Source organism: Aeromonas salmonicida subsp. salmonicida (assembly GCF_001643305.1).
Taxonomy (GTDB): Bacteria; Pseudomonadota; Gammaproteobacteria; order Enterobacterales; family Aeromonadaceae; genus Aeromonas; species Aeromonas salmonicida.
Window position 1 is genome coordinate 1 of sequence record NZ_LSGW01000043.1, and the last position, 14,932, is coordinate 14,932.

16 protein-coding genes are annotated in these 14,932 nt (G+C 41.6%); all 16 read left to right on the forward strand.

Annotation, left to right across the window (positions count from 1 at the left end):
- Window positions 1–373: 373 nt before the first annotated feature.
- A complete protein-coding gene (rfbB, locus tag AXW79_RS03510; RefSeq protein WP_005319091.1) occupies window positions 374–1,474 on the forward strand; it encodes a dTDP-glucose 4,6-dehydratase in 1,101 nt (366 codons plus the stop codon).
- On the forward strand, window positions 1,474–2,361 hold the full coding sequence (rfbD, locus tag AXW79_RS03515) for a dTDP-4-dehydrorhamnose reductase (RefSeq protein ID WP_005319088.1): 888 nt from the start codon (window positions 1,474–1,476) through the stop codon (window positions 2,359–2,361). Before rfbB ends, rfbD begins: the two co-directional genes overlap by 1 nt.
- 112 nt (window positions 2,362–2,473) lie before the next feature.
- The gene (gene rfbA / locus AXW79_RS03520; RefSeq protein WP_005319086.1) at window positions 2,474–3,352 is read left to right on the forward strand and encodes a glucose-1-phosphate thymidylyltransferase RfbA; all 879 of its coding nucleotides are present in this window, start codon (window positions 2,474–2,476) and stop codon (window positions 3,350–3,352) included.
- A 62-nt stretch (window positions 3,353–3,414) separates the two neighbouring features.
- Complete coding sequence (rfbC, locus tag AXW79_RS22035; RefSeq protein ID WP_005319084.1) at window positions 3,415–3,966, forward strand: dTDP-4-dehydrorhamnose 3,5-epimerase; 552 nt, start codon at window positions 3,415–3,417, stop codon at window positions 3,964–3,966.
- Entirely contained in the window at window positions 3,966–4,751 is a 786-nt protein-coding gene (locus tag AXW79_RS22040) for an ABC transporter permease (protein WP_011898525.1), read from the forward strand. Before rfbC ends, AXW79_RS22040 begins: the two co-directional genes overlap by 1 nt.
- A gap of 13 nt (window positions 4,752–4,764) precedes the next feature.
- Window positions 4,765–6,423, forward strand: coding sequence for a GspE/PulE family protein (locus AXW79_RS22045; protein ID WP_011898526.1), 1,659 nt, complete (start codon window positions 4,765–4,767; stop codon window positions 6,421–6,423).
- 95 nt (window positions 6,424–6,518) lie between these two features.
- Window positions 6,519–7,607 carry a type II secretion system F family protein gene (locus AXW79_RS03535; protein WP_231109909.1) on the forward strand — a complete coding sequence of 363 codons (1,089 nt, stop codon included), beginning with the start codon at window positions 6,519–6,521 and terminating at the stop codon, window positions 7,605–7,607.
- Window positions 7,591–8,022, forward strand: coding sequence for a type II secretion system major pseudopilin GspG (gene gspG / locus AXW79_RS22050; protein WP_005319076.1), 432 nt, complete (start codon window positions 7,591–7,593; stop codon window positions 8,020–8,022). Before AXW79_RS03535 ends, gspG begins: the two co-directional genes overlap by 17 nt.
- Window positions 8,022–8,417: a type II secretion system protein gene (locus AXW79_RS22055; RefSeq protein WP_011898527.1), complete on the forward strand. Its 396-nt coding sequence runs from the start codon at window positions 8,022–8,024 to the stop codon at window positions 8,415–8,417. The genes gspG and AXW79_RS22055 overlap by 1 nt, the downstream gene beginning before the upstream one ends.
- A complete protein-coding gene (locus tag AXW79_RS22060) occupies window positions 8,401–8,799 on the forward strand; it encodes a PulJ/GspJ family protein (protein ID WP_005319074.1) in 399 nt (132 codons plus the stop codon). The genes AXW79_RS22055 and AXW79_RS22060 overlap by 17 nt, the downstream gene beginning before the upstream one ends.
- On the forward strand, window positions 8,789–9,496 hold the full coding sequence (locus tag AXW79_RS22065; protein ID WP_011898528.1) for a PulJ/GspJ family protein: 708 nt from the start codon (window positions 8,789–8,791) through the stop codon (window positions 9,494–9,496). The genes AXW79_RS22060 and AXW79_RS22065 overlap by 11 nt, the downstream gene beginning before the upstream one ends.
- Window positions 9,497–9,522: 26 nt before the next feature.
- A complete protein-coding gene (locus AXW79_RS22715) occupies window positions 9,523–10,359 on the forward strand; it encodes a hypothetical protein (RefSeq protein WP_129712397.1) in 837 nt (278 codons plus the stop codon).
- Entirely contained in the window at window positions 10,352–11,467 is a 1,116-nt protein-coding gene (locus AXW79_RS23555; RefSeq protein ID WP_011898530.1) for a PilN domain-containing protein, read from the forward strand. Before AXW79_RS22715 ends, AXW79_RS23555 begins: the two co-directional genes overlap by 8 nt.
- Before the next feature lies 1 nt (window position 11,468).
- Window positions 11,469–12,098 (forward strand): hypothetical protein, encoded by a 630-nt coding sequence (locus AXW79_RS03550; protein WP_005319069.1) that lies wholly within the window; start codon window positions 11,469–11,471, stop codon window positions 12,096–12,098.
- Window positions 12,095–12,538 (forward strand): hypothetical protein, encoded by a 444-nt coding sequence (locus AXW79_RS23170; RefSeq protein ID WP_011898531.1) that lies wholly within the window; start codon window positions 12,095–12,097, stop codon window positions 12,536–12,538. Before AXW79_RS03550 ends, AXW79_RS23170 begins: the two co-directional genes overlap by 4 nt.
- Window positions 12,539–12,578: 40 nt before the next feature.
- Window positions 12,579–14,738: a type II secretion system protein D gene (locus AXW79_RS03555; protein WP_011898532.1), complete on the forward strand. Its 2,160-nt coding sequence runs from the start codon at window positions 12,579–12,581 to the stop codon at window positions 14,736–14,738.
- The last annotated feature ends 194 nt before the right edge of the window (window positions 14,739–14,932 follow it).

Here is a 14,932-nt window from a genome sequence, read left to right on the forward strand (position 1 = left end):
TAGGATCAGTTATTTAGGTTTGGTCACGATCTGACGGTGCAACAGGCTGCGAAAGACGTTAGAATCCCGAGCTGTTATCTAAGCGGTTTGGCTCGATAAATAAGTTCGAGAGTCAGCCCTTCATTGAATTGTCATAAGCAAGTAGTTGGCATGTATAGCAGCCGCTACCTCACAAGCTGGAGGACATGATGGCCAACAGCACACACAATCCGGTTAAAAGCAGCGAACTGGGGGCTGTAACTCAGGGGCGGTAGCCAATGCGTTTTCTGGATTAGTGTGAGATCTCTGCCAGTAAGGCATGCTTGACATTAGTTCTAATTTTGCTATTCGAGAACATTGAATATATTTTTTATTATTTTTCAAGAGTATAGCTATGAAAATCCTTGTCACTGGTGGTGCAGGCTTTATCGGGTCGGCCGTTGTTCGTCATATTATTCGAAACACAAAGGATGCAGTGGTCAATCTTGACAAACTCACCTATGCGGGCAATCGGGAGTCCCTTGCCGAAGTGGCTGCCAGTGAGCGTTATGCTTTCGAGCAGGTGGATATCTGCAATCGCAGTGAATTAGACAGGGTGTTCGCACTGCACCAACCGGACGCCGTGATGCACTTGGCGGCCGAAAGCCACGTTGATCGCTCCATCACCGGGCCTGCTGATTTCATCGAAACCAATATTGTTGGCACCTATACGTTGTTGGAAGCGGCGCGCGCTTACTGGAACGAATTGAACGATACACGCAAAGCGACTTTCCGTTTCCACCATATCTCCACCGATGAGGTGTATGGCGATCAGCCCCACCCGGATGAGGTGAGTGCCGGTCATCCCTTGTGGAATAAGCCACTGCCGCTCTTTACCGAAACCACTCCTTACGCCCCCAGCAGCCCCTATTCTGCCTCCAAGGCATCCAGCGACCACCTGGTGCGCGCCTGGCGCCGTACTTACGGTCTGCCAACCCTGGTCACCAACTGCTCCAACAACTACGGCCCTTATCACTTCCCCGAGAAGCTGATCCCGCTGGTGATCCTCAACGCTCTGGATGGTAAGCCGCTACCGGTTTATGGCAAGGGCGATCAAATCCGCGATTGGCTCTACGTGGAGGATCACGCGCGCGCACTTTACAAGGTGGTGACTACAGGCTTGGTAGGGGAGACCTACAACATCGGCGGTCATAACGAGAAGCAGAATCTGGACGTGGTGCATACCGTGTGTGATCTGCTTGACGAGATGGTACCGAAAACAGGTTCATACCGCGATCAAATCACCTATGTGGCGGATCGCCCCGGTCACGATCGCCGCTATGCCATCGATGCCAGCAAGATGAGCGCAGAACTGGATTGGCAGCCAGAGGAGACTTTCGAGTCTGGCATTCGTAAAACTGTACAGTGGTATCTGGATAATCAGCAGTGGGTCAACAACGTCAAGAGTGGTGCCTACCAATCCTGGATTAAACAGAACTATGGGGAGCGTGCCTGATGCATATCCTGCTGTTTGGCAAAAACGGCCAGGTAGGCTGGGAGCTGCAGCGTGCACTGGCGCCGCTGGGCAGCATTACTGCCGTTGATTTTGACTCCAGCGACTATTGCGGCGATTTCAGCAACCCGGCTGGGGTGGCCGAAACGGTACGTCTGGTCAAGCCGGACGTGATTGTCAACGCTGCAGCCCATACCGCAGTCGACAAGGCGGAGAGCGAGCGGGAGTTTGCCGAGCTGCTTAACGCGACCAGTGTGGCGGCGATTGCCAAAGAAGCGGAAGCATTGGGTGCCTGGTTGGTGCATTACTCCACCGACTATGTGTTCGATGGCCGCGGTGAGCGCCCCTGGGTGGAAACCGATGCGACCGCCCCGCTCAATGTCTACGGCGAAACCAAGCTGGCAGGGGAACAAGGCGCGGTTCTCTGCGCTCGTCACCTGATCTTCCGTACCAGCTGGGTCTACGCCGCCCGGGGGGCCAACTTTGCCAAGACCATGCTGCGTTTTGGCAAAGAGCGTAGCGAGATGTCAATCATCAATGACCAGTTCGGCGCCCCTACCGGTGCCGAGTTGCTGGCCGATTGCACTGCCCATGCGATCCGCGTGGCGCAGAGCAAACCCGATGTTGCCGGGCTGTACCATCTGATAGCCTCCGGTACCACAACCTGGTTTGACTACGCCCGGCTGGTGTTTGCCAAAGCCAGAGAGGCCGGAGTTGAACTGGCGGTTACGCAACTCAATGCGGTGCCGACCAGCGCCTTCCCTACGCCGGCCAAACGCCCGCATAACTCCCGCCTTGATACCAGCAAATTCCAACGCACCTTCAATCTGGTGCTGCCGGACTGGACGGTCGGTGTGGAGCGGATGTTGACCGAGATATTGGGCAAGTAAATCACTGGCCAGGAATGTATTGGATGCATCCCTGGCTGGCGGGGATAAAACAGAAAGGTGTGGCCTCAAGCTATCCTTTTCTTTTGCAATTTAAAAATAAGAAACAAGCATCATGACTAAACGTAAAGGTATTATTCTGGCCGGTGGCTCTGGCACCCGTCTCTACCCTGTCACTATGGCAGTGAGCAAGCAACTGCTGCCCATCTATGACAAGCCGATGATCTACTATCCGCTGAGCACATTGATGCTGGCAGGCATTCGCGACATTTTGATCATCAGTACACCGCAAGATACCCCCCGTTTTGAACAATTGTTGGGTGATGGCAGCCAATGGGGCTTGAACCTGCAATATAAGGTACAGCCAAGCCCGGATGGTTTGGCACAAGCCTTTATTCTGGGTGAAGAGTTCATCGGTTCAAACCCTTGTGCGCTGGTGCTGGGGGACAACATCTTCTATGGTCATGACCTGCAGAAACAGCTGGAGGCGGCTGCGGCCAAAGAGAGCGGCGCCACCGTATTTGCCTATCACGTGCATGACCCTGAGCGTTATGGGGTGGTGGAATTTGATAAGCAGGGCACCGCTATTTCACTGGAAGAGAAGCCGTTGGAGCCCAAGAGCAATTATGCAGTGACGGGCCTCTATTTCTACGACAATAACGTGGTGAAGATAGCTAAGAGTCTGAAACCATCTCCACGTGGTGAACTGGAAATCACAGACGTTAACCGTATCTATCTTGAACAAGGCAATCTGTCGGTAGCCATGATGGGCCGTGGGTATGCCTGGCTTGATACCGGTACCCATGAAAGTCTGATTGAAGCGAGTAACTTTATTCAGACCATCGAGACGCGTCAGGGATTGAAGGTTGCTTGCCCCGAAGAGATCGCATATCGCAAAAAATTTATTAACGCTGATCAGGTTCGAGTTCTTGCTACACCGTTAGCGAAGAATGCATATGGCCAGTATCTGCTTAAAATGGTCGCTAAAGTCTAGCTTTTTTAGAGGGAATGAAACATGCCCTCAAATATATGTGTCATCGGATTTAGGATATAGATATGAATGTGATCAATACTTCGATACCTGAAGTTCTTATTTTTGAGCCCCAAGTGTTTGGTGACGAACGTGGTTTTTTCTTTGAAAGTTTTAACTATCAGCAATTTGAAGAAGCTGTTGGTCATCAAGTAAAATTTATACAAGATAATCATTCTAGATCTAGCCAAGGGGTACTTCGTGGTCTTCATTACCAGCTACCTCCACATGCTCAAGGTAAATTAGTCCGCTGTATCGTTGGTGAGGTTTTTGATGTGGCCGTCGATATTCGTGAAACATCACCTAATTTTGGTCAGTGGGTTGGCGTTAATCTATCAGCAGAAAATAAACGTCAGCTATGGATCCCTGAAGGATTTGCACATGGCTTTTTGACACTAAGCACTGCTGCTGAAATTTTATATAAAACTACTAACTATTATCAGCCAAGCCATGAGCGATCCATAATATGGAACGATAATGTTTTAGCCATTAAATGGCCCTTTGACAAAAATATTATACTATCTAAAAAAGATAGTCTGGCACCCCATTTTATTGATTTTTTAAAAAAGGGGGAGTGATGTTACTTGAAAGAAAATATATTAATATATTAAAGTCAGTTGTATCGAGAGAAATCAGTGCTAAATACAAAGGTACTATTTTTGGTGCAGTATGGAATGTAATTAATCCATTGTTTATGTTACTTATATACTCGACAGTTTTTCTGCATGTATTTAAAGCTAGATGGGAAATTGGTAATAATGAGTATGCTGATTATGCGTTGATGCTTTTTATAGGGATTATTACACACATCTTCATGTCTGAGGTATTGACTGGTGCTACAGCTGTAATCAGGAACAATAGTCACATTGTAAAGAAAATTGTTTTTCCATTGGAAATACTGCCTATCACGGTAGTTTTGATAGCTGCATTAAATTTTATGATAGGTATAGTATTAACGCTCATATACTCAATATCGATGGGGTATATAAATACACCATTGAATCTGTTATATATTCCTATAATAATTAGTGTTTATGTGACAACGCTCTTAGCATTATCGTACTTTTTTTCATCAATATCTGTTTATGTGAGAGATGTTCAACAAGTTATTCCTGTCATTAGTCTTGTGTTGTTATTTACTAGTACTGTTTTCTTTTCTATTAGAACAGCTCCTGATTCATTAAGAGCTATATTATACATTAATCCAATAAGTATAATTGCAGATGCGTTAAGAGAATCCATATATACTGAGTCGGTATCGTGGCATCGTTTATTATCTCTTTTTTTTATATCATCGGTAATGCTAGTTTTTTTCTACAAGATTTACAACAAGCTCAAGCTTGGTTTCACAGATGTTTTGTAATTTGGAGAGTTAGATGAGAATTGGTGAGATCCTCGTTAGTCGCGGGTGTATCAAACACAATGATATAGAGGAGATTGTTGCCTTACAGATCAGTAATGAATCGTCAAAGCATAAGTTTGGCGAAGTCTGTGTAGCGCACGGTTACTGCTCTGAAGCTGAAGTCATCTCTGCACTTTCAGAACAGCTTGGTCTTTATCAGCTAGATAGCTTTGTCGAGAAAAAAATTGGACAGCTAGATAATCTTCAAACCGAACTTATCGATGATTTTTTTAATAGCGAGTGGTGGAGACAAAGACAGGCATATCCACTACTTGTTGAAAATGGTTCCATATATATTGCACAACTTGATATATGGGATTCATTTATTTCAGACTCAATAAGACAACTGTACGATATAAAAACAATCCCTGTTCTTATCTCTAATTATGAGCTTAGGACGCTATTTTCGGGAGTCCAAGAGACCACAACTAATTTCAAAGCCAGTGATCATGGGATGCATGATACATCTTCTGCTCCTGTTGTCAGGTTTGTTAACGAATGTATTCAGAATGCAATAAGAAAAAAAGCGTCAGATATCCATTTTGAAATAAATAAAGATAGTTTTCTAGTTCGCTTTAGGATTGATGGTGTTTTAACTATAGTTGATAAGCCTGGGATATCACAACATGCAGCTGTGATATCAAGAATAAAGTTAATGTCTAGTCTTGATATATCTGAACGGCGATTACCTCAGGATGGACGCATGCGTGTTCGGCTGTCCGGTGCTTATGTTGATATTCGTGTAGCAACGACACCAACTGTACATGGTGAGAATGCAGTATTACGACTTCTAAGTGGTAATGTTGATAAGTCATCTGAGCGTCGATTAAATATGTTCAGCGATCAGCTCGATATAATTAGTACTATAATAAGCCAGCGAAATGGGATTTTCTTAATCACTGGTCCTACGGGTAGTGGTAAAACAACCTCACTATATACATTACTCAGCCAAGTTAATGATGAAGAAAAAAAAATAATCACCGTTGAGGACCCTGTTGAATATCAGATGCAAGGGTTAACTCAAATTCAGGTAAATAGTGATATAGGTTTAGATTTTGCTACGATTCTTAGGTCTGCTCTTCGTCAAGATCCAGATATTATGCTAATTGGTGAAATGCGTGATAAAGAAACAGCGCAGATTGCGATTCAATCAGCGCTAACAGGTCACTTTGTTTTTTCCACGTTACACACTAATGATGCACCCAGTAGCTTCATTCGTTTGAAAGATATTGGTATCCCTGATTATTTGATAAAGTCAACAATTGTAGGGGTAATGGGACAGCGTCTGGTTAGAAGACTCTGCTCAGAGTGCGCTGTGATTGAGCCATTAGCTCACACTAAATTGGGCGTTAATTGGGAAGACTTTAAGAAAAAATGGGGGCATTTGCTTCCAAAAATAGTTAGTTTTAAATCTGCTTGTGGTTGTGAAAAATGCAACTTTACCGGTTACAGTGGTCGACTTGCCGTATTTGAATTGATGCAATGGTCTAGCCAAACTGATGCTGAAATCTCTATCACTGCTCTCAATGCAATTGCCAATGAGCAGGGCATGAGAACACTTAAAGAAGATGCTATTCTTCGAGCTGCTCATGGTGAAACGACAATAGAGGAAGTACTGAGGGTTATTGGATGATATATTTCAAATATATTGTCAGAACTGACAGCGGCCAGTTACTTAACGGATGGCTTAGGGCTTCATCGAGAGAGAATGCACACAAGATACTGGATATGAAAGGCCATAGTGTGGTTCTACTCGAGAAACACACCGGTATTATGAAGGTCATTGTGTCAAGAGAGGCACTAATGACAACCCTACGAGAACTAGCTACGTTGCGAAAAAGTGGTATGCAATTGGATGAATGTATTGATTCTCTTGTCGATACAACATCAGATAAATACCTGAATCCAGCACTATCTAGAATGAAAATGGACATATCTTCGGGGGCTTCACTGTCTGATACGGTTGCATCATTACCTGATATATTTCCTTATTATGTTTCACCAATGCTAAGGCTTGGTGAAGAAAATGGTAATATATATGATGCTTTAATAAATATTGCAGAGCGCATCGAGAGGGAAGAAAAAATTCTCTCTGAAGTTAAAACTGCGCTTACATATCCATGTTTTTTGTTAATTGTTTGTGTTTCGGTAATATTTTTCTTATTTATCTATGTTATCCCTAACTTCAAATCAATGATTACGGATGAAGCTGCTGCTGCTGGTGGGAGTTTGGTCACTCTAATTGCATTGTCAGACTTTATAAATAATTACTTATTATTGATTATTGGTAGTATAACAATACTATTTAGTTATTTTTTCTATAGTTTTAAATATGGAAAACTGGCATCTCTATTACTTGAGTTTGTTCTAAAAATCCCGTTTCTGGCTATGCTCTTCAACGCATGGACTATCGTCCAATTTAGCGGCAGTATGCAAAAACTACTGGAGTCCGGCGTCGAGTTAGTTGATGCAGTGGAGCTATCATCCAATGCCATGTCTGGGGATAAAGGACGTAGAGACATCCAGCGAGTTATTGAGAGAGTGAAAGAAGGTGAGAGATTAGCTGATGCGTTAGCAATGTACCATGTTTTCCCACTAGTAGTTATACGACTTATTAAAACTGGTGAAAAAGGTTCCTCATTACCAATTTGCTTTAAAGAAATTAATGCTCTCTATGAGCGTCGGCTTTCTAAAGGGATAAAGCAAATACTTGCTATATTGGAGCCACTTGTTATTGTTATAATGGGGGCTATTGTAGGCTCAATTATGATCGTTTTAATCTCTGGTATAATTTCTGTAAATGATATTGGATGGTGATATGTTTGTAAAATCAAAAAATAAAGGGTTCACGTTAATTGAACTTTTAGTTGTGCTGGTGCTAATATCATTGCTTGCTGGTTTGGTTGGGCCAAGATTATTTCAAAAGGTCGGATCATCAAAAACAAAAGTAGCAGAAGCTCAGATTGAGCTCCTTGTTTCAGCGTTAAATACATATCGATTAGATATAGGTGATTATCCATCAACAGAAGAGGGACTTTCAGCTTTAAGTCGATCACCCGACGGCGTTTTGAACTGGGATGGCCCATACCTTTCAAAAGACTTACCAAATGATCCCTGGGGGCGCCCATATCATTATGAATTGAAATCTGACGGTGATTTCGCAATTTACAGTTTAGGAAAAGATAATCGTAAAGGTGGGGAAGGAGAAGATCAGGATATTGGTAGATTTTAATGAAAAATTGTGGCTTTACTATGATTGAACTATTGATAGTCATTACCTTATCTGTATTGTTAACAGCTATAGTGGCCCCAAATTTATGGGGCCAACTTATATCCTACAGAGAGAAAACTAATATCGAATCTTTCTTGTCAGATGTAAAAAATGCTATGCTGGAGAATAGAAAACATGGTGGAGGCTTTGTTCTTTCACGCCATTCAGACACTACTATTGCCTTAGCAAAAAAACATAATATTGAGATAGTTAATGATCAGAGTGTCACATTTCGGGCTGATAAAGTATGTTCAGGTGGAGACACCCTTATTAAAACGCCCAATGAGCGCTACTGGCGACTATCTTTTTCTCCCCTGGATTGTAAACTCGACCTGATTTATGTACCCCAAAAATAAAGGTTTCACGCTTATTGAAGTTTTGGTAGCTCTAACAATATTGATATCAGTGATTACAATTATGTTTAGAGTTGTCAATGAAAGTATATTTAGAGTATCACGAGTTGAGCGAATTCAAGAGCGAGTATATTTTGAAGAAAACATCTATAACTCATTAGTAGATATTAATCCATTAAAGCTTCAGTCTGGCATTGGTGAGGTAGGAGGAGTATCATATGAGTGGATTGCAGAGCCAGTAAGTGCTTTATTTCCTATCCGTGCAGATGTTATGACGCAGGCTGGATATGATCTTCAAATGTTCAAAATCACGGTAACATACAAAGTGTTATCTAATGCGACTTATTCTTTCTCATTTGAACTGATTGGCTGGAATGAAAAGTAAAAGTATTGAATCAGGTTTTACACTAGTAGAATTACTAGTGACTATATTGATATTCTCATTCTCAATATCGATTATGTTGGCAGGACTAGATCAGGGACGGTTAGCATGGTCAACGTTAAATAAAAAAGTAGAGTCTGTTTCAAATCTTCAGGATAGGTATAGTTGGCTTTCAATGCTTTTTTCTGATGCTACCGCTACTCAATTTAGTAATGAGTATGGCGAGGCTGTGCCCTTTTTTTATGGTGATAAAGACAGTGTAAAGTTATTGTCAAATTCACCTATATTAAATGGCCCTGGCAACTACTCATCTATAGTTATCTGGTTTGAAAAAAGTGACTATGGTTATAGTCTTTTTTATGCAGAAAAAAGCAATTCAGATCCATATTATAATAGTGATGAAGTTGATAAAGATTTTAGAAAATTAGAGTTAATTAAATTAATTAATACCTATGAGATAAGATATCTTGCACCAATACATATGCCAGTTGATGGTACCAATATACCTATAGAGGATAAGATATTCTTTCGCTACAACCCTACATGGTTGGATTTTTTTTATAGCAAAAAAGAAACTTCGATGCCAATGTTAGTCAATATAAAAATGTCATTTTTAAATAAAAGTAATATTGACTGGTACTTTCCAGTAACTGCTTATAGTACTAGTAGTCATATAGATGATGAGGTATATAAAAAGTGAGGCATAACTCGGGCATGATATTACCCATGACCCTTATGATCATGACAATACTTATTAGTATCACCATGATGATGATTGTGCGTACAGAAGGTATGGTAAGCGAACAAGTATATGAGAGAAACAAGTGGGATGCACGTTTGAGAATTAATGATGCAGAGCATCGATTATTTCTTTCAATGTTGGTTGGTGAGCAAGAGCCAGGAGGTTTTTCGTTAGGTGATACTTATATCCCAGTCGACGGGCATCCATTAAAATTAAAGAATGATGTTACAGTTCGCATACAAGACCAAGCTGGACTATTGAGCTTGCGATACTATGATCATGATAAAATGTCAAGAGTGCTAAGTAGTTATAAGATACAAGATGCAAAGCATATTGCAGATGAGATATTTAATTGGCAGGATAAGTTCAATAAATACAAGTATGGTAGAGGTGCTCCATTTCGAACATTGGATGAAGTAATGATGATTTCTGGGATATCTCATGCTGTATTTAATAATAAGTATGGAGATGGATTAAGAGATTATATTACCCTGTTAGGATCATCATGGACTAATTATGCAGCTATTCCAGACTCACTATTGTCACGCGGAATATATGACTTCACATCTGGTGACTTAGATAAAATAAAGAAATTAAAACGTGATAGAAAGTGGGCAAGTTTGTCAGCTATTTTGAGAGAAAATAGTCTTGGAAATGAAGGTCTTGAACTGACACAAAGCTCAAGATACTATATTTATTACGAATATAATGGATTCCGTGGTAGAGGGGAATATCAGATACGAACATCTAGCCGATTTCCTCCCAGACGTAGCCTCTGGTATTTTCCTGACTATGAAAGGTTGTGGGTAGCTCATGATTAATAAGTTTAATAAAATTGCTAAAGAATTACTTTCTATTCGCCTAGTATGGCCTACTGACAAAAAATTATCTCATGAAAAAGTTGATAAGTTAACGCGTACTAGGCGTTTTGAGCGTATTGTAGGCTTAGTCCCACAAGAAATGTGCTTATTTAAATTACTTGAATATGAAATAGGGCTTGTTTCTAGGTCTCATATCGATGAGTGCGTAAAAAATGAGTTGTCATCCTTATCTAGCTGGCTTAGTACAGAGCATTATTATCTAGTATCTAAAGGAAATGATAAGTGGCGAGTGGCAGTGTGGTTTTGGAATAGAGAAGACATTAACTTTCATGTTGATGTTACTCACAAAATTCCAGCAATAGCTTATTATGGTAGTGCTTTAACAACCTCGCCAGCGCTACTTTGTTATGAAGAGGACGGGCGTTTGTATGGCTGTCATATAGCTAAGAGAGGTGAAATTCATGAGTTCTATCCATTAGACACCCCCCTTTATCAGCGCTGGTTTGAAGACCTTGTTTCAAAAGGCTACCCTTTATTGACTAATAATAATGATGTTCATTATGATGGACAACTATTGAATGAAATTAATAAAAACGCTCCTCCCCAGAATATTTTTCAAGCTGGTAAAGTGTCGAGTTTTTTTGATTTATCATCTCCTTGGGATTTCCATAGAGAAATACTCTGTATATTTTTGGCTGGCTTGATATTTATAGGGGCCGACTTCGCATTGCTACAGATTAAATCCAGTAGATTGGATGGCCAGTATTCAGAGTTAGTAGCTAACACCGCAGATCTGGTGAATCTACGTACTAGCATGGCAGAGAGAAGCAAAATTCTTGAGAAAATGCTAGTTATCACGAAAGAGCAGCGTACAGTTGTTGATCTATTAGAACTATTAATCAAGCAACTTCCTGAAGATGTGATACTAACTGAATTTTCCTATGAAGAACGTCGTGCCATTATTCAGGGGGTTGTGCGTGACAGTGTCAAACTGATGGACACTCTGGGGGCACAAAAAGAAGTTGAAAGGGTTAGGTTGCTAGGGGATGTGACGCCTAGAGATGATGGTTCTCAATTATTTAAAGCTGAAATTTTACTGGTGAAATAACATGGCATTTGAATTTGACCTACAAAGTTATGATAAGGAGAAGTTACGTGAAGAGTTTCGCAGCCCATTGATCCAATGGGCATCGCTTGTCATTGTTATCACAGTGTTGTTTTTCTTAATTTATGAGCCGTATCTTACCTACCGTCAAGACTATAGAGATATGATGCTTACTACTATTTCAAAGATTGAGCGATTACAAAAACTAAAAGATAATAGAGCAGTTTTAGAAAGTAATGTAAAGTTAATAAATGAGAAGTATCTTCGATTAAATTCAGGCTTGCTAGATAGTAAAAATTATAATCGAGGTGTCGCTGAACAAGTTGGAATAATCGAACAAATATTTAGAGCGAAAAACATCTCTTTTAATAGTCGTCGCTTTCTGGAACCGCAATTTTCCCCTTGGTTAGGAGAAGCAGTTGTTAGCCAGTGGGGATTCAATGGCAACTCACAAGATGTAATGGATTTTATCTATGCTCTTGCAGTGACAAATAAAATCATAGTGCCAGAAAAATTATCAATTACTTTAAAGAGTGACCAGCATGCAGAAATATCGGCCACACTGGTATCTTATCGAAAAATACCAATAAATGAACTACGCTTTAAGAGTCGCAGTGGAGGTGAGCAAGAATGACTTGGTATAGAGCTAAGTACCTATTAATATTTAGTGGGTTGCTCTCGATTAATGTTGGATATAACTGGATTATCTTAACACCTGACCTGTCAACGACTCCTCTTGATAAGATATCCTTTGCTGCTACAGCATTAAATTCACTACCGGGGAAATCTTCAGGAAATTTATTTACTCCAGCTCGTATTCGTTTGGATGGAAAGACAAAGGATTCCGCTACCACCAATATTGTTTCAAAGGCCCCAGTTCGTTTATTAGCCATTGTTCAAAGAGGAATACAGCGAGAGGCGGTATTCTACAATGATGAACGTATAGCTGTTAAAGAGGGAGACAATGTACCTGACTTGGGTAAAGTTATCCGCATCTTGCAACGGCATGTTGAAGTACAACAAAATGGTTCCATTCATACGTTTGAAATATTTCCTATTCCTGAACATCGTTAACGTGTTTTGTCTTGATTACATATAAAAGAGGTTGTTGATAATGAGCTATATTGCTCGTCATTTTTCCCTGACACTTGTGTGTAGTGCTGTTTTGGCAGGATGTGTAGCTCCTCCTGCAGCTGAGCTTAAGCCTGTAGTTCCCAGCCCTCATGGCAAAGATAGCGTAACGACCATCTGGACAGAGAAGCCGGGAGCCATAGCACCACAACTAAAGCCACGTGGGATAACTGAAACAGTACGTTCTGCACCATTACTTAGAGCACAGGATAGAGATTCTGAAAGTGCAGCTAAGCTAACGCTCCCCATAGAGCCTCTAAGCTTGAGCACGGATCAAATGCCTTTGAATAATTTCATCAATTTGGCGTTGGGCGAAGTCCTGGATCTCAATTACATAGTGGACCAAGCCTTGCAAGCTAAAACTGATCCTGTGACACTTCGTGTCAGTAAACCTGTATCTGCTCGTCGTCTACTGGGTTTGATCGAAGAAGTACTGCAGGTCAATGGGGTCGCATTGGCTCTCGAAGATGGAGTTATCAAAGTTATCCCTGCAGAAAAAACCCGTAATACCGTGCCCATGCTAATGTCCGGAGCCATACAACCAGCCTTGCGCTATGGTAAGGTTGTTGAAATTATTCCAGTATATTACCTACCACTTGGTCAGGCTATCACTATTGCCGAACGCATGGTGCGTGATAGTGATGGTACAGTACTGATGCAAAATAATCTTAATGCAATTATGGTAGTTGCTAAAAAAGAAGAGATTGATCGTATCCATCAATTGCTTGCAGAAGTTGATGTGCCTAACCGGGTGGCGTCTCATCTGACAGTATTGCAACCCTCTTACTTATCCCTTGAAGAATTAACGACTGACTTGGTTAAGGCTCTTGATGCTGCTGGGGTACCCGTTACGATGGGTAAAGGTATGAATGGTGTTGTATTAGTTCCTATGTCTAATAACACACTATTAGTGACTGCTAGTACACGCGCCTGGCTAGACTACACAAGAGATTGGGCGAAACGTCTTGATAAGCCAAGGCCGACAGGAGGAAGCGATGGCGTTTATGCTTATTTCTTGAAAAACACTAAAGTAGCTGATACTTGGCCAGTGGTGTCATCTATTTTCGGAAATGGTGAAACAAATACCCAACAAAAAGAGCCGGGAGTTGATTTACTAGCCGAGGCAGAAAAAGCACGTGAAGCACAGAATAGTACTGGTACCGCGCGAGCTTCAGACCGTGAGCTGAGCAGTGAACCAGGTAATAGCGGTCGGGCTATTCCCAAGAGTAATAACGTTCAAACAATGAGCGTTATGACAGATCAGTATCGAGTGGTTGTTGATGCAAAGCGCAATGCAATTATTTTTAGCGGTCGCTACGGTGATTATCAACGCTTGATTGAGTTATTGCAATTTGTCGATCAGCGACCTCGTCAAGTTTTATTGCAAGCAGTGATCGCAGAGGTCAAGTTGACCAATGATAGTAGCTTGGGCTTTGAGTGGAATGTGAACAAAGGGGATATAACCGGCGGTACGTCGGGATTGATTCAACAGACCGGTAACTTGAATCTAGCGGGTGTTTTTGGTGACGTGACGGCCAAATTTGCAGCAGCATTAAGTGAAGGTAATGCCAAGGTACTTTCAAGCCCTCGGCTGGTAGTATTAGATCAAGAAACCGCAAGTATCAAGATCGGTGATCAAATTGTAGTTAAAACTGGTGAGATCAGTAATGGAAGCTCAGGAAATGACCCACAGGTGACGACGAGCTATAAATACATAGATACTGGACTTTCCCTAGAGATCACGCCGTCAATCAACGACGATGGGCTCATTGAGATGGTGATTTCACAAGAGATCAGCTCTGTTTCTGCTGGTGGAGGTGATACCCCGCCGATCAATCGTAGGGCTGTACAGAGTAAACTTCTGGCCGATTCAGGTAAAACAGTCTATTTGGGGGGCTTACTAAGCCAAAGCAACACCAACAATGAAGAAAAAGTACCCCTTTTGGGAGATATTCCACTTTTGGGTAATTTGTTTAAATATCAGACAAAAAAAATCGAAAAAACGGAGTTGGTACTGTTAATCACCCCCTATGTGATCACTTCAAAAGAAGAGGCCGAATTTTATACTGATCAATTCCGTACCTTGAGTGGCTGGGATCCGATGCCCAAACGTTCTCAATCTGACGCAGGACTAGATCGATGACCATCTTCGGTCATCAGTGCTGTGACTTGACACAAAAATCGTCGATCGGCGGTCGTTTTTTGTGCGCTCAGTTCAGGAAAACGATGAAAGGCGATCTTTGTCACAGATTAGTAATTGACATGCCTGAGTCTGATGGCTAAGAATATGCAAGCGCACTTCGGAGCGCGGTGAAACTGTTGCGTATTCCGGCGAAG